19 protein-coding genes are annotated in these 18535 nt (G+C 65.8%); 10 read left to right on the forward strand and 9 right to left on the reverse strand.

All coding sequences use genetic code 11. The annotated features are described in order from the left end of the window. Positions 1-254: 254 nt before the first annotated feature. Together ACLE20_RS08490 and ACLE20_RS08495 are read left to right on the forward strand one after the other, a co-directional pair. Positions 255-1043, forward strand: coding sequence for a DUF3108 domain-containing protein (locus tag ACLE20_RS08490; protein WP_410939826.1), 789 nt, complete (start codon positions 255-257; stop codon positions 1041-1043). Positions 1044-1048: 5 nt separating this feature from the next. After that, the gene (locus ACLE20_RS08495) at positions 1049-1936 is read left to right on the forward strand and encodes a DMT family transporter (protein ID WP_410939827.1); all 888 of its coding nucleotides are present in this window, start codon (positions 1049-1051) and stop codon (positions 1934-1936) included. Between the two features lies 1 nt (position 1937). Here ACLE20_RS08495 and ACLE20_RS08500 read toward each other — a convergent pair whose 3' ends face one another. Both ACLE20_RS08500 and gloB read right to left on the reverse strand, forming a co-directional pair. After that, positions 1938-2354, reverse strand: a complete 417-nt coding sequence (locus ACLE20_RS08500; protein WP_410939828.1) for a cupin domain-containing protein — start codon at positions 2352-2354, stop codon at positions 1938-1940. Beyond that, on the reverse strand, positions 2354-3124 hold the full coding sequence (gene gloB / locus ACLE20_RS08505) for a hydroxyacylglutathione hydrolase (protein WP_410939829.1): 771 nt from the start codon (positions 3122-3124) through the stop codon (positions 2354-2356). Before gloB ends, ACLE20_RS08500 begins: the two co-directional genes overlap by 1 nt. Positions 3125-3270: 146 nt before the next feature. Here gloB and ACLE20_RS08510 point away from each other — a divergent pair, with 146 nt between their 5' ends. The 3 genes from ACLE20_RS08510 to ACLE20_RS08520 all read left to right on the forward strand — a co-directional run bounded on the left by ACLE20_RS08510 (position 3271) and on the right by ACLE20_RS08520 (position 6192). Further along, the gene (locus tag ACLE20_RS08510) at positions 3271-4032 is read left to right on the forward strand and encodes a class I SAM-dependent methyltransferase (RefSeq protein WP_410939906.1); all 762 of its coding nucleotides are present in this window, start codon (positions 3271-3273) and stop codon (positions 4030-4032) included. Positions 4033-4147: 115 nt separating this feature from the next. Continuing rightward, complete coding sequence (gene hisC / locus ACLE20_RS08515; RefSeq protein ID WP_410939830.1) at positions 4148-5251, forward strand: histidinol-phosphate transaminase; 1104 nt, start codon at positions 4148-4150, stop codon at positions 5249-5251. Positions 5252-5265: 14 nt separating this feature from the next. Then, positions 5266-6192 carry a prephenate/arogenate dehydrogenase family protein gene (locus ACLE20_RS08520; RefSeq protein ID WP_410939831.1) on the forward strand — a complete coding sequence of 309 codons (927 nt, stop codon included), beginning with the start codon at positions 5266-5268 and terminating at the stop codon, positions 6190-6192. A 3-nt stretch (positions 6193-6195) separates the two neighbouring features. Here the strand turns inward: ACLE20_RS08520 and ACLE20_RS08525 are convergent, their stop codons facing one another. Beyond that, on the reverse strand, positions 6196-7200 hold the full coding sequence (locus ACLE20_RS08525) for a DUF2125 domain-containing protein (protein ID WP_410939832.1): 1005 nt from the start codon (positions 7198-7200) through the stop codon (positions 6196-6198). Between the two features lie 363 nt (positions 7201-7563). Between ACLE20_RS08525 and ACLE20_RS08530 the strand changes: the two genes are divergently transcribed. After that, entirely contained in the window at positions 7564-8145 is a 582-nt protein-coding gene (locus ACLE20_RS08530) for a gamma-glutamylcyclotransferase (protein ID WP_410939833.1), read from the forward strand. Positions 8146-8153: 8 nt separating this feature from the next. Here ACLE20_RS08530 and ACLE20_RS08535 read toward each other — a convergent pair whose 3' ends face one another. From ACLE20_RS08535 to ftsE, 4 genes are all read right to left on the reverse strand, one after another. Then, positions 8154-8936 (reverse strand): lysophospholipid acyltransferase family protein, encoded by a 783-nt coding sequence (locus tag ACLE20_RS08535; RefSeq protein WP_410939834.1) that lies wholly within the window; start codon positions 8934-8936, stop codon positions 8154-8156. A 76-nt stretch (positions 8937-9012) separates the two neighbouring features. Then, a complete protein-coding gene (locus ACLE20_RS08540; RefSeq protein WP_410939835.1) occupies positions 9013-9726 on the reverse strand; it encodes a YdcF family protein in 714 nt (237 codons plus the stop codon). 132 nt (positions 9727-9858) lie between these two features. Beyond that, positions 9859-10893, reverse strand: coding sequence for a cell division protein FtsX (locus ACLE20_RS08545; RefSeq protein WP_410939836.1), 1035 nt, complete (start codon positions 10891-10893; stop codon positions 9859-9861). Then, a complete protein-coding gene (gene ftsE / locus ACLE20_RS08550) occupies positions 10886-11545 on the reverse strand; it encodes a cell division ATP-binding protein FtsE (protein WP_410939907.1) in 660 nt (219 codons plus the stop codon). Before ftsE ends, ACLE20_RS08545 begins: the two co-directional genes overlap by 8 nt. A 172-nt stretch (positions 11546-11717) precedes the next feature. Between ftsE and ACLE20_RS08555 the strand changes: the two genes are divergently transcribed. The 4 genes from ACLE20_RS08555 (at position 11718) to ACLE20_RS08570 (ending at position 14110) form a co-directional block, all read left to right on the forward strand. After that, the gene (locus ACLE20_RS08555) at positions 11718-12170 is read left to right on the forward strand and encodes a GNAT family N-acetyltransferase (RefSeq protein ID WP_410939837.1); all 453 of its coding nucleotides are present in this window, start codon (positions 11718-11720) and stop codon (positions 12168-12170) included. A 90-nt stretch (positions 12171-12260) separates the two neighbouring features. After that, entirely contained in the window at positions 12261-12905 is a 645-nt protein-coding gene (locus ACLE20_RS08560) for a hypothetical protein (RefSeq protein ID WP_410939838.1), read from the forward strand. 81 nt (positions 12906-12986) lie between these two features. Further along, positions 12987-13526, forward strand: coding sequence for a hypoxanthine phosphoribosyltransferase (gene hpt, locus ACLE20_RS08565; protein ID WP_410939839.1), 540 nt, complete (start codon positions 12987-12989; stop codon positions 13524-13526). A gap of 224 nt (positions 13527-13750) precedes the next feature. Next, entirely contained in the window at positions 13751-14110 is a 360-nt protein-coding gene (locus ACLE20_RS08570) for a response regulator (RefSeq protein ID WP_410939908.1), read from the forward strand. A gap of 303 nt (positions 14111-14413) precedes the next feature. Here the strand turns inward: ACLE20_RS08570 and ACLE20_RS08575 are convergent, their stop codons facing one another. Continuing rightward, positions 14414-17104: a TIGR02302 family protein gene (locus ACLE20_RS08575; RefSeq protein WP_410939840.1), complete on the reverse strand. Its 2691-nt coding sequence runs from the start codon at positions 17102-17104 to the stop codon at positions 14414-14416. A 102-nt stretch (positions 17105-17206) separates the two neighbouring features. Beyond that, on the reverse strand, positions 17207-18475 hold the full coding sequence (lysA, locus tag ACLE20_RS08580) for a diaminopimelate decarboxylase (protein WP_410939841.1): 1269 nt from the start codon (positions 18473-18475) through the stop codon (positions 17207-17209). Positions 18476-18535: the final 60 nt, after the last annotated feature.

Consider the following 18535-nt stretch of genomic DNA (forward strand, 5'->3'; position numbering starts at 1 on the left):
CGTTCAATGCGGTTGCGGGCCACAAGCCCATGCACCATTCCCACCGGCCATGATTGGAAAGTTGCGGTTCTATAGTCAGACGGGCGCGCCGCGTCAAGCCGCGGCACGCATTTTCCGGTCCTCGCGCGCCAGGATGCCGGGGAAAAGCCATGGCGCCGCGACCGGGAGGATCGGTTGCAGAGGGCGTAGAAATGCCTCAATACATGCCTATCTCCCATTGCTCATCATCCCTTCGTGACGGAAAGGTCTCGCGCATGGCGTGGCGTGTCGGTTCTGCCGCTCTTCTGGCCCTGTCTCTCTCGCTGTCGACGCCGGTGGCTTCCAGGGCCGCCCAGACCGAGCATCAGACGGACTATACCATCTCTCTCGCCGGCCTGCCGATCGCGCGGGCCTCCTTCCACACCGTCTTCACTGACGATCGCTACAGCATTTCCGGCAAGCTCAATTCGGCCGGTCTTGCCGATATCCTCTCCTCGACCTCCGGCCAGACCTCGGTCTCGGGCACGATCGAGCGGGACAAGCTGTCCGCCACGGACTATTCGGTGCGCTACAAGAGCGGCAAGAAATCCCGCGCGATCGATGTGTCATTCGTGAACGGCAACGTGACCTCCGCCACGCTGCGCCCGCAGCGGCGCACGCCGAAGAACTGGATCCCGGTCACCGAGGCGGACATGCGCAATGTCGTCGATCCGCTTTCCGGCCTGATCTTCCCTGCCGATGCCAAGGTCTGCCCGAAGACGCTGCCGGTCTTTGACGGCGAATCGCGGATGGACTTCAAGCTTTCGGCCAAAGGCAGCAAGCCGTTCAAGACCGATGGCTTTTCCGGCGACGTGATCGTGTGCGGCGTCAAATTCGTGCCGCGCTCCGGCTATAAGAAGGGCCGCTCCGACGTCGAATATCTGAAGCGGCTCGAAGACATGGAGATCTGGTTTGCCAAGGCGGAGGCCGGGAATGTATATGCTCCGGTCTATGTCCGCGTTCCCACGAAATATGGTCCCGTGACCGTCTGGGCCACGCGCTTCAAGGGTGACGAACGGAGCTAGAAAAGATGACAGTCCGGGCCACGCTGATCGGCTTTACCGCGATCCTCATGTGGGCCCTGCTGGCGCTCTTCACCGCCGCTTCCGGCAGTATGCCGCCCTTCCAGCTCTCGGCCCTCTGCTTCGCGATCGGCAGCCTGCCCGGCCTCGTCGTGCTCCTGCTGCGGCCGGAGCGCCTGGCACTCTTGCGCCAGCCGGCCAAGGTCTGGATCGTCGGCATTGCCGGCCTGTTCGGCTATCACTTTCTCTACTTCACCGCCTTGCGCAACGCCCCGGCCGTGGAAGCCGGGCTGATCGCCTATCTCTGGCCGCTCTTGATCGTCGTCGGTTCGGCGTTGCTGCCGGGCGAGCGGCTTGCCTGGCATCATGTGGTCGGTGCGCTGGCCGGTCTCGCCGGCACGGTGCTGATCGTGGCGCGCAAGGGCGTCGAGTTCGACAGCGCCTATGCGCTCGGCTATGGGGCGGCGCTCGCCTGCGCCTTCACCTGGTCCGGCTATTCACTGATCACCCGCCGATTCGAGGCGGTCTCGACCGATGTCGTCACCGGCTTCTGCCTCGCCACCTCGCTTCTCTCGCTGCTCTGCCATCTCGCGCTGGAGCAGACCGTCTGGCCGACAGGTGCCGGTGAATGGCTGGCTGTGTTCGGCCTTGGTCTCCTGCCGGTCGGCGCCGCCTTCTATGCCTGGGACTATGGCGTCAAGAACGGCAATATCCAGCTGCTGGGCGTCGCCAGCTACTCGGCGCCGGTGCTTTCCACGCTCATGCTCGTGCTCTTCGGCTTCGCCGAGCCATCGCTTGCCATTGGGCTTGCCTGTCTGCTCGTGACCGGCGGTGCAGTCCTCGCCTCCAAGGACATCATCCTGAAGCGGTCGCCGCGCGCAGAGCCGGCCGAGTAGCTCAAGGCTCCCAGCCGGGCGGGGCCATCTCGAAAGCTGAGAAGTCGAAACCCGGCGCCACCGTGCAGCCGACAAGCGTGAAGGCGCCGCGGCTTTCGGCCGATTGCCAGACATCGGCGGGGACGATCGCCTGCGGCCGCTGGCCCGCGAGGATGTCCGGCCCCAGTTCCGTCTCTTCCACGGATCCGCCTTCGGCCGCCATCCGCAGCGTCAGCGGATCGCCGGCATAATAATGCCAGACCTCCGCCGCATCGCGCACGCGGTGCCAGTGCGAGCGTTCTCCCGCTCGCAGGAGATAATAGATCGCGGTGGAGTGGCCGCGTTCCCCGCCTGCAGAATCCCGAAAGGTCTGGCGATAGCAGCCGCCTTCCGGATGCGGTTCCAGGCCGAGAGCGGCGATGATCGCGTCGGCCGTCATCAGAAATTGTCCTTGCGGCTGCGGATCTCGGCGAAGACCTCGGCATCGCTGGCGGCCTCCATCCCGAGCCCGGCACGGATTTTCTCGTCTTGGACGCGCAGGAACGGGTTGGTCCGCTTTTCCAGCCCAATCGTGGTGGGCGCTGTGTATTCGCCGCGGTCGCGCACCTCCTCGATCTGACGGATGCGCGCCTGCAGCTCAGCATTGGCCGGATCGATCGTTACCGCGAAGCGGGCATTGGAGAGCGTGTACTCATGGCCGAAATAGACCAGCGTCTCGTCCGGCAAGGCCATGAGCTTCGACAGCGAGGTCCACATGTCGACCGGCGTCCCCTCGAACAGCCGACCGCAGCCGAGCGCGAACAGCGTATCGCCGGAAAAGAGCAGATGATCTTCCGGCAGGTGATAGTTGATATGCCCGGCCGTATGGCCCGGCGTGCCGATCACATGCACCGGGCGGCCGGCGAAGGTGAAGTCGCCGCCGTCCCCGATGGTGAGGTCGATGCCGGGAATGCGTGCCGCCTCCTGGGCCGGGCCGATGATCTGCGCATCGAACCGCGCTTTCAGCGGCAGGTTGGCGTCCACATGGTCGGTGTGGTGATGGGTGGTGAAGATGTGGGTCAGCGTCCAGCCGCGGCGCTCCAGCGCGGCGAGGATCGGCGCCTCCTCCGGCGCATCGATCGAGGCGGTCGCCCCGCTCAGCGCATCGTGGATGAGCACGCCGAAATTGTCGGAGCGGCAGGGAAAGAGCTCGATGGTGAAGGCGGGCATGAAAGGGTTCCTGGAGATCAACGCGCGAACTTGACGAAAACTCTTCGGGAAGTCCAGAAGACCTCCCGGGCCCGTAACGTCGCGGGCCTTCAATTTGTGCCGCAGCCGGTTTGCTTTCCGCAGATGGCGCATTACCCTCAGTGACCATGCACGCTGACATCGTCGATCTTCGCCAGTTTTATCACTCCCTGCTCGGGCGCAGCGCCGAGCAGGCGATCACCATGGCGATCGCCGCCATCTGGGCCCGCCTGCCGGAGGAGCGGTTGGTCGGGCTCGGCTATGCCGTGCCCTATCTGGAGCGCTTCAAGGCCGATACGGAGCGCACCTTCGCCTTCATGCCGGCCGGGCAGGGGGCGGTGAACTGGCCGGTCGCCGAACTCTCAGCCACCGCGCTGATCTTCGACGAGGAACTGCCGCTGCCGGATTCCTCGATCGATCGGGTGCTGATGGTCCACTCGCTGGAATTTGCCGAGAACCCGCGCGAGACCATGAAGGAGCTCTGGCGGGTTCTGGCGCCGGGCGGCCGTCTGGTCATCGTCGTTCCAAACCGCCAGGGCGTCTGGGCGCGCATGGAGCATACGCCCTTCGGCACCGGCCGGCCCTATTCGCGCGGCCAGTTGACGGCGCTGCTGCGGGAAACGAACTTCACGCCCGGCGCCTCGGCCGAGGCGCTGTTCTTCCCGCCGTCGAGCAGCAAGACGGTGCTCAAGATCGGTCGCGGCCTCGAACGAATCGGCCGGTCGCTCTGGCCGCTCTTCTCCGGCGTCATCGTGGTGGAGGCGCAGAAGCGGCTCTATCAGGGCCTGCCGGTCGCAGCGCGTGCCTCGCGCCGTGTCTTCGTGCCGGTCCTGGCGCCGCAGGGCGTGCCGAGCATCCGAGACGGCGCCGGCGCGCCGCACCGCCGCTAGAGTGCCGAGGGAAGGCTCGACAAGCGGGCGGGCGGGCATTAATGGCTCTGCCATTGCATCGCCCGATGGACACACCCCTTCCCGCAGCACATCCCTTCCCGCAGAAAGCACGACCATGAGCTCCGCGTCCGCCCTCCCGACCCCGCGCCCCGGCATCCTCGACATCGCGGCCTATGTGCCGGGCAAGGAAACCGCGCCGGGCGTGGAGAAGGTCTACAAGCTTTCCTCGAACGAAACGCCGCTCGGCGCCAGCCCCAAGGCGCTCGCCGCCTTCCAGGCCGCGGCCGCCAGCCTGGAGCGCTATCCGGATGGGCAGGCGCATGAATTGAGGGCGGCGATCGGCGAGGTCTACGGCCTTAACCCGGGCAATATCCTGTGCGGCAATGGCTCGGACGAGCTTCTGGGCCTTCTCGCCCATGTCTATCTCGGCCCAGGCGACGAGGCGATCATCACCGAACACGGCTTCCTGGTCTACAAGATCCAGATCATGGCGGCAGGCGCCACCCCGGTGACGGTGAAAGAGGTCGACTGCCGCGTGGATGTCGACGCCATCCTCGCCGCAGTGACCGAGAAGACCCGGATGGTCTTTCTTGCCAATCCCGCCAATCCGACCGGCACCTTCGTGCCCGTCTCCGACGTGCGCCGCCTGCATGCCGGCTTGCCGAAGAACGTCGCTCTCGTTCTCGACGCGGCCTATGCCGAATATGTCCGCCGCAATGACTACGAGGCGGGCATCGAGCTCGTCTCCTCGAACGACAATGTGGTGATGACGCGGACCTTCTCCAAAATCTACGGCCTCGCCGCCCTGCGCATCGGCTGGCTCTACGGGCCGCTCGCCATCGTTGACGCACTCAACCGGGTGCGCGGACCCTTCAACCTCAACGGGCCGGCGATCGCTGCCGGGGCGGCTGCGGTGCGTGACCGGGCGTTCACGGCCGAGGCGGTGGACTTCAACCAGCGCTGGCTCGACCAGCTGACCGAGGCGCTGACGGCGCTCGGCCTCCGGGTCACGCCCTCTGTTGCCAATTTCGTCCTCATCCACTTCCCCGAGGTCGAGGGCAAGCGGGCGGCGGAGGCGGATGAGTTCCTCACCCGCCGCGGCTTCATCCTTCGGGCCGTGCGGGGCTATGGCTTCCCGAACGCGCTGCGCCTCTCGATTGGCACGCCGGACGCCAATGACGGCGTCATCGCCGCACTGACCGAATTCATGCGGGCATAAGGGCAAGCGGCATCATGACTCCTCTCTTCGACCGGGTGGCCCTGATCGGCATCGGGCTCATCGGCTCCTCCATCGCCCGCGAGATCCGCGACAAGCGGCTCGCTGCCCACGTGACCGTATCATCCCGCAGTTCTGAGACCCTTGCACGCGCCGAGGAACTGGGACTGGGCGACAGCTACACAAGCTCCTCGGCCGAGGCTGTGGCCGGCGCCGATCTCGTCATCGTTTCTGTGCCGGTCGGTGCCTCCGCCGCCGTGGCCGAGGCGATCGCTCCGGCGCTGAAGCCTGGCGCCATCGTCACCGATGTCGGCTCGACCAAGGGTTCCGTCATCGCGCAGATGGCGCCGCATCTGCCGGACAGCGTGCATTTCATCCCCGGCCACCCGATCGCCGGCACGGAATATTCCGGACCCGATGCCGGTTTCATCGGCCTGTTCAAGGGCCGCTGGTGCATCCTTACCCCGCTACCGGGCACGGATCAGGCAGCCAAGGTAAAGCTTCGGCAGTTCTGGGAAGCGCTTGGCTCCGATGTCGAAGAGATGGATCCTGACCATCATGACAAGGTGCTCGCGATCGTCTCGCACCTGCCGCACATCATCGCCTATAACATCGTCGGCACCGCCGACGATCTGGAAACGGTGACGGAATCCGAAGTCATCAAATATTCGGCTTCCGGTTTCCGCGATTTCACCCGGCTCGCCGCCTCCGATCCCACCATGTGGCGCGACGTCTGCCTGCACAACAAGGATGCGATCCTGGAAATGCTGGCGCGGTTCTCGGAAGATCTTGCTTATCTGCAGCGGGCGATCCGCTGGGGCGATGGCGAGAAGCTCTTCGACCTCTTCACCCGCACCCGCGCCATCCGCCGCTCGATCATCCAGGCCGGGCAGGATACCGATCAGGTCGATTTCGGCCGGCATGCGCTGGACGGGAAGAGCTGACGGTCAAAGCGCCGGCAGCACGCCGATCGGAATGAAGGCGAGGAACGCGGTGCCGTCGCGCACATTGAGCGTGACGCTCGCATCCTTGGCGCCGGCCGAGAGCGCGCTCAGCATATTGGCCGTGTTGTCGATCGTGTCGCGATCGTCGGGAAAGGCGGAGACCAGCGTGCGCCGCCAGCCCTCGACGTCGCGCATGGTCAGCTTGAAGGCGCCGGAGATCAGGCCCTCGTCGCTGACGGTGAAGGGGCCGGAGGCGGTGGTGAGAAGACCATTGCCGAAATCGAGCGTGAGATTGCGGACTTCGCCGCTTGCCCCGCGCAGGGCCGCGGCGCGCAGGCCGCCGAGACGCAGCAGTTCGGCGCGGTCCTTCACCGTCAGGTCCACCGTGCTGTCGAGCGGTGGCAACAGGCTCTGCGCGTCGGCGGGTCTAAGGTCGAAGCGGGTCAGCGTCGCGGCTGCGTCGAGATCCGGACCGTTGCGGCGCAGATGCAGCTCCCCATGCGCCGCGGCAAAGGCCAGCCGCTCGCCGATGGACCCAAGAACGAGCGTGCCGGACGTGTCATCCGTGCTGATCGAGGAGCGGTTGAGGCCGGAGAAGCCGGCGTCGATGCTCGCCTGAAGCCGCGTCCAGGCCGCAGACAGGCCGAAATCCGGGGAGACGCGCATCTCGGCAGGACCGTCGAGCTCGATGACGGCACGGCCGGGCCAATAGACCTGCGCGGCCGATCGCAGAGCGCCGAACGAGGCGGAGGCCGCATTGCCGCGATCGTCGAGCCTGAGCGAATCACAGAACAGGCCGATGCGGAAGGGAAAGCCACGCACGGCCATGTCGTCGCATTCCAGCGTCCGGGCTGCATTGCTGCGTCCGGCGAGAAAGGCCGTCAGCCGCGTCTCGATCTGGTAGGCGGCGAGAAACCAGACGCCCGTATAGACCGCGAGGAAGATCGCGATGCCGATCGCCAGTCGCCGGATCTTGACGCGGGCGACGGTGGGCGTGGCTGACGGCATCTTCAATCGACCTTCGGGTTGCGCCGGCGGGCGGCGAAGAGAAAAACAGGGCGGGGTTCCTATCGTGCGGAAGCGGACCGCCCGTGGAACGGGATGGACAGATGGTGCCGGTCTCCCCCGATCGCGATATGGAAAGCAGGCCAGGCGAAGACCGACCATTTAGGCCAAGCCGGCTGCTGCGTCCAATACTTGCGTGGCGAGATCTCTCTGGAAAGCGGGACCGACGGCGTTTCAGTTCACACGAAGCGGCGGAGGCGCAGGGTCTGCGTCCGCCATGCGTCTTGTCTTCAACAGCGCGTGAGCAGGTGATTTTGCCGTTCATCTCCTGTAGCCATAAAGGATCAAGGCGGAGAACGGACGCAAGTGACGGACGAAGAAACGGCTGAACAAGAGGGCGGCAATCTCTGGGTGTTCGGCTATGGATCGCTGATGTGGAATCCGGGTTTCGCTCATCGCTCCGTCCAGGCCGCCACCACCTTCGGCTATCGCCGGGCGCTGTGCGTCCGCTCCTATGTCCACCGTGGCACGGAGGAGCGTCCGGGTCTGGTGCTGGGGCTCGATCGCGGCGGCTCCTGCCGGGGCATGGCCTTCGAGGTCGAGGCGGCCGACAGGGCCGCCGTTGTCGCCTATCTCCGCGAGCGCGAACTCGTCACCCATGTCTACAAGGAGCGGCTGCTGCCGGTGATGCTGGCCGATGGCCGGCGCGTCCCGGCACTCGGCTATGTGATCGACCGGGCGCATGTGCAGTATGCCGGGGCGCTGAAGGCCGAGGAGGCCGCGCTGATCGTGGCGGATGCGCGCGGGCGCTCCGGAGAGAATGTCGACTATGTCCAGAACACGCTCGAGCATCTGCGCGCCATGAACATTCGCGATCACTGGCTGGAAGAGGTCGGGCGTCGGGTCGAAACGCTGCTTGCCCACCGCAGATCGGCGGCAGTCGTCTAAGCCTCGGATCAGGCCGCCACGGCCCTGAGCTTGTCGGCCGCCGTCGGCGGGACCGGCAGGTGCGGATTGGCCTGCAGCGTTTCGATCAGCAGCGCATCGCTTGCCGTCTCGGTCGTCTCGATCAGCGTCTTGAGGAACAGGTCGGTATCGAGCCCCGCGGCGATCGGCGGCAGGATTCGTACCTTGAAGTGGCCGGGATAGCGCCGCAGCGAGCGGCGCGGCCAGAACAGGCCGGGATGCATGACGACGGGCACCACCGGCACCTGCAGATCGCGATAGAGACGGGCGATCCCATATTTGTAATCCGGCGGCGCGCCCGGCGGCTTGCGGGTGCCTTCGGGATAGATGATCAGCTGGCGGCCGGTCGCCATTTCCTGCTTGGTCCGCTCGAGCACGGCCGCCATCGCGCGGCCCCTTGCCGAGCGGTCGACCGGCACCATGCGCTGCTTGGCGACATACCAGCCGAACAGCGGAATGCGCGTCAGCTCCTTTTTCAGGATGAAGAACGGGTCCGAAAGCCAGGGTAGCAGCGCATAGACGTCCCAGAAGGACTGGTGCTTGGGCGAGAGAATGTAGACGCCGTCCGCCGGCAGATTTTCGAGCCCCTCGATCTCGAAGGTCGTGCCAACCAGCACGCGCATCAGCCAATGATTGGTCTTCGCCCAGGTCTTGGGAACGACCCAGGCGGTCTTGCGCGGCATCAGGAAATAGATCGGCGTCAGCACGATCATCTGGAGGATCAGATTGACGTAGAATGCCACGTTGAAAAGGGCCGATCGCAAGGGGATCATGGATGCGGTTCCGAGAAGAGACTGACAGGCTGCCTACACGATCCGGCGGGCGGCGGAAACCCTCGTCGCGCGCCGATCAATCCTTGGCCGGCGGGCCATCGACGGTGCGTAGCCCGGTGGCGCTGTGGGCGCCCAGAGCATCGCGCACAGTGGCCACGCTGAACTTGGCGAATTCGAGCAGGATCGATTTGAGCACCATCGGATTGCTCAGCCAGTTGGTGCTCTTCAAGTCCGAATTGACCACCGGATAGGCGACGAAGGTGATGCCGGGATTGGCGCGGCGGAGTTCCAGCAGGCTGCGCGGCATGTGGTAGTTGTTGGTGACGACCAGAATGGTGCGATAGCCATTGTTGCGGATCCAGCCAGCCGTCTCGTTGGCATTGCCGATCGTGTCGATCGCATCGCGGCCGAGGTCGACGCAGCAGCGGAAGAGATCGACCGGGCTCTGCGTGTTGCGGCGGATCTGGCTGCTCGTCGTGCTCGGATGCACGCCGGAAATCAGCAACCGACCGCCGGCGCCGGATTTCAGGAGATCCACCGCTTGGTCGATGCGCTGGAAGCCGCCGGTCAGCACCACGATCGCATCCGCCTTTGGATCGGCAGGCGGCTGCAGCGAGGCGACCTGATCGGCGAAATAGAGAAAGCTTATCAGCCCGAGCCCGGCGAGAAAGAGCAGAAGGTAGAAGACCGCGCGCACCAGGCGGCGAACGCGGCCGACATGGCGGCGCGCCATCGGCCGGCGCAGGCCGTCCCCCTCCACGTCGTTCCGGTCGGTCGTGTTGTCCACCATCAGCACTTGTCCCGGGCCTGCCGTGGCCGGGCCCATCCAGGCCGCATTGTCGATCTTCGGCCGAGCCGCCTTGCGGGCCGCCTGGAAGAGGCAGGCCATTGCGGCGGAAAAGGGTTCACGAACGACCTCATATCAGGAATTCTGCGAAATGTCCGCCCGGGCCGGATCCGAACGGAGGAGGTCGATTTCATAGATCGTGCGCATGACGGTGAAACGCGCGGTCAGCGTCGTGAGAAGGGCGATGACGATCATGATGAAGGCGATGCCGACATAGCCGAGCGCGCCGATGGTGAAGGTGCCGAAGAGGGCGGTCGCCTGGTCACTTTCCGGCGTCGCCAGCGAGCGCGACTGCCACCAGCCGGCTGCGGCAAAGCAGAGCGCGGCCAGCAGCCCACCGGCGCCGGCGCCCTTCAGGCTGATGCGCAGGAAGTGTTTCTGGAACTCGTTCGCCACGAAGCCTGCTTCCGCCCCGACGAAATGTAGCACCTCGACGATATGGCGGTTGCCGGAGAGCGTGCCGCGCGTGGCGAAGACGACGGTCAGCACCATGGCCGAGAAGACGAGGATCAGCACGCCGGTGCCGATCAGCGAGGTGGTGCGGGCCATGGCCACCAGCCGGTCCACCCAGGTGCGGTGGTCGTCCAGCGAGGCCTGCGGAATTTTCTCCGTCAGCGCGCGGCGAAGTGCGGCGAAATCGGGGGGGTTGGTTTCGTCGATCGTGATGACGACCAGGCGCGGCACCGGCAGCTCGTCGAGGTCCAGCCCCTCTCCGAGCCAGGGCTCGAGCAGGCGGGCAGTGGCTGCGCGGTCGACGATCGCGCCATCCACCGTGCCGTCAAAGGTGAGCGCCAGGCTGCGCGCCTCCGCCAGCGCCTTCTCGATGTCGAGCCCTTCATCCGGCCGGATCTGGATCGTCACCTCGCGGGAGATCTCGCTCTGCCAGCTCTGGGCCGTCGCGCGCACCATCGACACCGCGCCGAGTGTCAGACAGGCGAGGAAGGACATGATGGCGATGACCAGCATCAGCGCCTGGCCGGAGACATTGACCGGCGGAACGATTGGCCCGGTCGGGCGAACGCGCAGCGGCGGGCGTCGCGCCTCGCCGGCGGCGGGCGCCTTGGCTTGCGGACGGGGGGACCGGCGGAGGGTAGGGCGGGCATCAGTCATAGATATCGAGCCGCCCCTCGGTCAGGATCATGCGGCGCGCTTCCACCTGGTCCATCAGAGAGAGATCATGGGTGGCGATGACGACGGCGGTGCCGAGCCGGTTCAGTTCCATGAACAGCGTCAAAAGCCGCCGTGCCATCGGCGGATCGACATTGCCGGTCGGCTCGTCGGCGAGCAGGATCTCCGGCCGGTCGATCAGAGCCCGGGCAATGGCGGCGCGCTGCTTTTCGCCGCCCGAAAGCACCGGAGGCAGGACATTGATGCGTTCGCCGAGACCCACCCAGCCAAGCAGTTCCAGCACGTCGGCGCGATAGGAGGCTTCCTCCTTGCCCCGGACCCGCAGCGGCAGCGCGACATTCTCATAGGTCGTCAGATGGTCGAGGAGACGGAAATCCTGGAAGACGATACCGACCCGCCGGCGCAGCATGGGCAGCTCGTCACGCGGGATCGAGGTGATGTTGCGGTCGAACATGCGGATCAGGCCGCGCGTCGGCTTCAAGGACAGAAACAGGAGGCGCAGCAGCGTCGTCTTGCCGGCGCCGGAAGGGCCGGTCAGGAACTGGAAGGAGCGGCGCGGAATGTCGAAGGTCAGATCGCGGAGGATTTCCGGCCCCATGCCATAGCGCAATCCGACATTTTCAAAATGGATCAAAGGCCTGCCCGCCTCCAGACGCGTGAAAGCGGCCGGCCGGCCGCGCGTCCCCAACATGGTTAAACACCGGTTAATTTTCCATGAAAAAGCGCCGCTTTAAGGGCCGGCCTGCGCGCGCAGGGCCCTGCGACCCCTTGCATGTGAGGCGAAGCATACGCGAAAAGGAGCGATCATGGCCGAATCACCTACCATTTTCACCGTGCCGCTGTTCTCCGACCTCTGCAATCTCGGCTTCCGGCTGCGTCGCCAGGTTTTCATCGCCGAACAGGGCGTGCCGCCGGAGGAGGAGTTCGATGCGCTCGATCTCACCGCCCATCATCTCGTCGCGGTGCTCGACGGGTCGGTCTGCGGCGTGCTGCGCGTGCTTGCGGGCGAGGATCCCGTACGCATTGGCCGGGTGGCGGTCGCCCGCGAAGCGCGCGGCCGCGGTGTCGGCGCCGCCCTGATCCGCCGGGTGCTCACCGAGTTCGAAGCGGTGGCGGACGGACGTTTCACGCTCTCGGCCCAGGCGGATAAGCTCGGCTTCTATGAAAGCTTCGGCTTCCGCGCCTCGGGTGAGCCCTATCTCGACTGTGGCATCCCGCATCAGACCATGCAGCGGAACCCGGCAGCGCCGACAGGCTAGGCGCTCGTTAGTGAATCATTAACCCTGTCGAGCCTAGGCTCCGCGCTCTGTCTTGCGTTTCACCACCGATGATCCGTCAGGAGCCAGGGCTTGAACGCATCCCCCTATCGCAACATCCACCCGAGCGCGGCCGATCTTCTGCCGCCGGAGGCCAAGCGCCATGTCCGCCCGCCGCTTCGCCCCATCACGCGTCGGCCGGAGGTGGTCGATGCCGTCTTCGAAACCATCGGCAGCGCGGCGCGGTCCAACGCGTCGGCGTCGCATGCGCGATCTGCCCAAGGCCGATCCTCCTCGCGCACCGCCAATGCGCCGATGCCGGCGGCTCTTTCCGTCATGGAGCGCATGCTGGGCCGGCTTTCGCTTGGCGCCTTCGCGGCGCTGACCGGGGTGCTCTGCCTGCTGGCCTTTCTCATCGGCAGCCAGGTTTCGGCCGGGCCAGCCGCGGCCATGCGGGTCGAGGCGGTCGAAACCCGGCTGACGGATGTCAACGGCATGCGGGTCGTCTCCGTCTATGGTGCGGTGGTCAACGGCTCGGGCGAAACCCGCAGCGTGCCGGCGATCGAGGTGGATCTCACCGGGCCCGCCGGCCTGGTGCGGGTCGATGGGCAGCTCGCCGGGATCGGGCCGCTGGCGCCGGGCGAGAGCCGGCGCTTCACCGCACGGCTGCCGCATGCCGGCGGCTCTCTGCCGCGGGTCGAGGTTTCCTTGGCGCCCGTGGGTGCACCTGCGCGCTGACTGTGCTAACGGCAGTGCTCGCCGCAGCGCCTATCGCAAGAAGGGCGCAGACGCAGCCCCTTTGCCGGAGAAGTCATCGCCATGCCCGTCGTCCGTGGAAAAACCATCGAACCGCTGTTCACCGCCGAAACCATTGCCGCGCGGAACCGAGACATGGCCGAGTCGATCGCCCGCGGCAGCCACGACGATCTGCTCGTCATCTCGATTCTCAAAGGCTCCTTCATCTTCGCCGCCGACCTGATCCGCGCCATGCACGACGCCGGCCTCGCGCCGGAGGTCGAGTTCATCACCTTGTCGAGCTATGGAACGGGCACCGTGTCGCGCGGCGTCAAGATCATCAAGGATATCGACAGCAACGTCGCCGGCCGCGATGTTCTGCTCATCGACGATATCCTGGAATCCGGCCGCACGCTCCGCTTTGCCCGCGACCTCATGCTCGAACGCGGCGCAAAATCCGTCTCGATCGCCGTGCTGCTCGACAAGAAGGTCAAGCGCGAGGTCGATTTCGAAGCCGACCACGTCGGCTTCGAATGCCCCGACCATTTCGTCGTCGGCTACGGCATGGATGTGGCCTATGCGTTTCGGGAGTTGCCGTTTGTGGGGGTGGTTGTGGGGGAGTAGCCGTCAATGATTAGTGATCAGTGATCAGTGAGCAGTGAGAAGTGAGAAGGAATTGGGAACGTCGTGTTGACGCCGCGCGTGTTGACGACAATGCTGCTCACTGCTCACTGCTCACTGCTCACTGCTCACTGCTCACTGCTCACTGCCTTTACCTTTTCCCAACGAAACTCTGATGATGTCCGCCCCAACCGGCTGCGTCGCGGCGTGAGGGCAAGGAGGCCATGATGGCGAGAATTCTGGTGACCGAGGACGAGGAGTCGCTGCGTCGATTCGTGGCGCGCGCGCTGCAGATGGATGGGCACGAGGTGGCGCAGGCCGCCGATGGCGCCGATGGTCTTGCCCAGCTCCAGGATGGCCCCTTCGACCTGTTGCTCTCCGACATCCGCATGCCGGTCATGGACGGTATCGCCCTTGCGCACCAGGCGGCGGACGCCTTTCCCGCCCTGAAGATCCTGCTGATGACCGGCTATGCCGAACAGCGCGAACGCGCCGACGATCTCGCCGGCAAGATCATCGACGTCGTCTCCAAACCCTTCAGCCTCCCGGATATCCGCCGCGCGGTCGCGATGGCGCTGGCGGCGTAAGGGGGGAGGGCAAACTCCACTTGCCCAAGCCTCTCATCGCGCGGAGGCAAAGACCCCTTCGGCCTGCCGGCCATCTCCCCCACAAGGGAGGAGAGATCGTGGGGCGCCCGCTCGGACACGATAAGCCAACGCTCGGAATTCTTCTTGTCGAGGAATGGCGCGGGGTCAGCCGGGATCTTCCTTCACCTCAAAGCAGCAAGACGCTTGATTGCTGGGCGATCGCGCGCCTCCTTGTCCCTCCCCGCTTGTTGGGGAGATGGCCGGCAGGCCAAAGGGGGTCTTGCCGCGGCGCCGCGCAGGGCGTTACGGCATGTCTAGCAGGCGTTCCAGATATTGGCGTTCGAGCTCGGGGGAGCTGTTGGTGCCGAGGCGGCGGCGGATTTCTTCGAGAATCTGGCGGGCGCGCTGGGTGTCGATCTCGTCGGGCACCTTCACCTGATCGCCGAAGTCCGGACCGACATTCTGCTGGCGCCGGCCGAGCGGGTCGCGGCCGTTCTGGCCATATTGCGGCACGCCCTGGCCCGGCCCCTGGCCTTGTCCCTGACCCTGGCCCATCTGGTTCATCATCTCCTGGGCGCCGTCACGCAAGGCTTGCAGCGCGCGGCCCTGGCTGCCGACGGCCTGGTCGCCCTGGCCCTGGCCGAGCTGGCCGGTGGCGCCGCGCATCTCCTTGCCCGCTTCGCCAAAACCCTTGCCGGGCTTGACGCCCATGCCCTCGAGACCCTTCTGCAGCTCGCTCAGCTGGTTTTCGAGCTGCTTCTGGCGGTTCTGAAGGTCCTTGAGCGCTTGGCGCAGTTGCTCCTCGGTCATCTGCTGCATGGGATCATTGGCATCGGCCTGGTCCTGCGGCTGGCCCTGGCCGGGCTCTTGCGGCATGGGCTGGTCGAAGAGCGGATCATTGCCCTGGGGATCGCCGCGCTGCATGCGGTCGCGCAGCGCCTGGTCGGTGCGGAAGGTTTCCTCCATCAGCTTCTGCTGCTGCTGCATCAGTTCGCCCAGCTTGTCCATCTGCTGGCGCATGGCGCTGTTGTCCTGGCCGTTCTGCATCTGCGGCTGGCGGCCGGCCTGAAGGTTGTTCATCATGCGCTGCATTTCCGACAGCATCTGCCGCGCCTGATCCTTCGAGCCGGACTTCGCCAGATTCTCGATCTGGTCCATCATCTTCTGCAGGTCGCGGCTGGTCAGCATGTTGTCGGGCGACTGGCGCTGCGCCATCTGCGGGTTCTTCATCGCCTGCTCGGCAAGCGCCTGCATGAATTCCTGCATGGCGTCCCGCAGCTCCTTCATGAGCTTGGAGATTTCCTCGTCGGACGCATTGCGCTCCAGCGCGTCGGACAGGTTCTGCTGCGCGTCGCGCAGACGCTTCTCGGCCAGCGACAGATTGCCGTCCTCGATTCCGAGCGCGATCTCCCAGAGATAGTCGGCCGTGCCGCGCAGCATGTCGTCGTCGCGGGCGGCCTCCATTCGGCCCTTGGCGGATTGCAGCAGCAGGTAATGGGTGAGGTTCGGGATGTTTTCTTCCGGCCGGAGCGTGATCGCCTCGTTGAGCTCGATGGCGCGCGGAAGCCGGTTGGCGTCGAGCGCCAGCACTTGGCGCTCCTCGGCCACTGCACCAGCCAGCGGCTCGAAGAAGCGGCGGGCGGGCAGGATTATCTCCTGCGGCTGGCTGCGGCCCTCCTGGCCGGCGGCATCGCGGGCAATGAGGGTGATCCGCACGCGCTTGCCGGCGAGCGGGTGTTCAGAAAGGTTGCGGCTGGCCAGCGCCTTGGCCTCCTTGGCATTGCGGCGCGGCAGGTCGAGCCGGTAGTCAGGCGCAGGATAGAGCGGCCGCGCATCGGCCGCCGGCGCATCGACCGGCACGATTTCGGCGAATGCCTCGACCAGGCCGTAATCATCCTTGGCGATGAAGGGAATTTCCAGCGCCGCATTCACCGTGGCGCGCGGTCCGCCGTCAAAGGCGATTTCCGGTACGGCGTCGGGAATGACGGCGAAATGCCAGCGCTCGGCACCAACCGCCAGCGTGCCATCACGGGTGATCTTGGTCAGATGCGTCGCCGCCTGAGCGGCCGGCATGCCGACGCTCGCAACGTGCGGCGCGGCAGATGCGGCCTCAGGGCCTGCTGCCGGCGTGGTGCCAGGCTTGGCGCCGTCCTTCGGCGCCTCGACGGGGATCTCCTGGGCCGCCGCCTCGCCGTCTGCCTGGTAGGTCACCGCGGTCGGTGCGCCGCCGCCGGTGATCCGCACGGTGAGTTCGCTGAACTGCGGGATGCGCAGACCGTCGGCCGCAGCTTGTGGGCCCGCGCTGTCGGCCCGGGCGGTGAGGAAGATCGGTGCGCGACCGGTATAGCCGGGCGGGGTTACCCAGGCATCGATCCGCACTTCCGGCCCCGTCGGAGCGGCCGCAACCGGCAGATGGACCGCATCGGCCAGCAGACCGGCGCGGTTGGAGTAGGAATAGGCAAAGGCGATCGCCACCAGCAGAACGGGGGCGGCCCGCAGGCCGAGCCGGTCGAAGCGGGCAATATCGGGCTGCGGCAGGCCGGTGCGCAGATTGCCGATCATCCGCGCCATGCGAGCCTGATGTTCCGCCCAGAGTGCGGCGCCGAAGGCACCCTCGGTCGCCGGCCGGTCCTCCTGCACGCCGATCGCCTGATGCGGCAATGCATTGCGCGCTTCCAGCATCCGGTCCGCTTCGTCGTGATCGGGCAGGCGCAGGCGGAAGAGGGGAACGAGCGAGGCGAGGAAGAGCAGCGCGAAGAGAGCCAGAAGCCCGGCATGAGCCGCCCAGGGAAGGATGCGGAACAGGCCGAACCAGGCGGTCGAGAGGAAGAGTAGCACAACGGAAACCGGCACGAGGAGCCGGGGGGCCATCCGCTCGGCGATGAGTACAAGGCGCGCCCCGGCGCGCTTGACTGCCAAGCGGCGAAGCAGCGTCTCGCTCATCGCGCGTGCCGAGCGATGAGCGCTCGTTGATGCCTCCCGCCGATCCGTCATCCATCATCCCTTCACTGGCTTGAGCGTGAGCGAAGGATACCACCCTTTGTGGCGAAGACGAGGGCGAGAACGCAAACGTGATTGCCGGGCGATGCGTTCGGCTCAGCTCAACCAGTCGGGCAGGGAGTCGAGGCCGATCAGGTCCTCGATCGTCTTTCGCGGCCGGATCACATGGAAACGATCGCCCTTGACGAGCACTTCCGGTACCAGCAGGCGCGAATTGTAGGTTCCGGCCTGGACCGCCCCATAGGCGCCGGCTGTGCTGATCGAAAAGAGATCGCCCGGCTTCGGCATGGCCATCTCGCGATCGAGCGCCAGATAATCGCCCGTCTCGCAGACCGGGCCGACGATATCGGCGGTGATTCGCGGGGCATTGGCCGCCTGGATCCGCACCGGGCGGATCTCGTGATAGGCGTCGTAGAGGGTCGGGCGAATGAGGTCGTTCATCGCCGCATCGACGATGACAAAGGTCTTCGAGCCGCCATCCTTGACATAGATGACCTCGGTGACGAGCACGCCGGCATTGCCGACGATCAGCCGCCCGGGCTCCATGACGATCCTGCAGTTGAGCCCGCTCAGCTGGCTCTTGACGATCGCGGCGTAAGCATCGGGCAGCGGCGGCGGCTGGTTGTCGTCCTTGTAGGGCACGCCGAGACCGCCGCCGACATCGACATGCTCGATCTCGTGGCCATCGGCGCGCAGCGTCTCCACCAAGGTCTTGAGCAGGCGGAAGGCATCGTCGAAGGGCTGCAGGTCTGTGATCTGGCTGCCAATATGCATGTCGATCCCGGTTACATGGATGCCGGGCAGGGTGGCGGCATGGGCATAGACCGCGCGGGCGCGTTCATAGGCGATGCCGAACTTGTTTTCCTTCTTGCCGGTCGAAATCTTGGCATGGGTCCGGGCGTCGACATCGGGGTTGATGCGGAAGGAAACGGGCGCGCGAGTGTCGAGCCTGACGGCGCGGGCGTTCAGCACCTCCAGTTCCGGTTCGGATTCGACGTTGAAGCAGTAGATGCCGGCTTCGAGCGCCAGGTCCATCTCGCCTGCCGTCTTGCCGACGCCGGAGAACATGATGCTCTTGGCCGGGATGCCAGCGGCGAGCGCGCGGGTCAGCTCCCCGCCGGACACCACGTCGATCCCAGCGCCGAGCCGGCCGAGCGTCTTCAAGACGGCCTGGTTGGAATTGGCCTTCATCGCATAGCAGACCAGCGAATCGACATCGGCGAAGGCGCTGGCGAAGACCTTGTAGTGCCGCTCGAGCGTGGCCGTCGAATAGCAGTAGAAGGGTGTACCGACCGCGCGGGCAATGTCGAGAAGCGAGACATTTTCGGCATGCAGAACGCCATCACGGTAATCGAAGTGGTTCACGGCTGCTTGAGCTCCTAAGGCCGATCCGGGCCGGGCCTTCCTGCCTCGACCGCCGGATCC

The sequence above is a fragment of the Rhizobium sp. YIM 134829 genome (genome assembly GCF_046546455.1).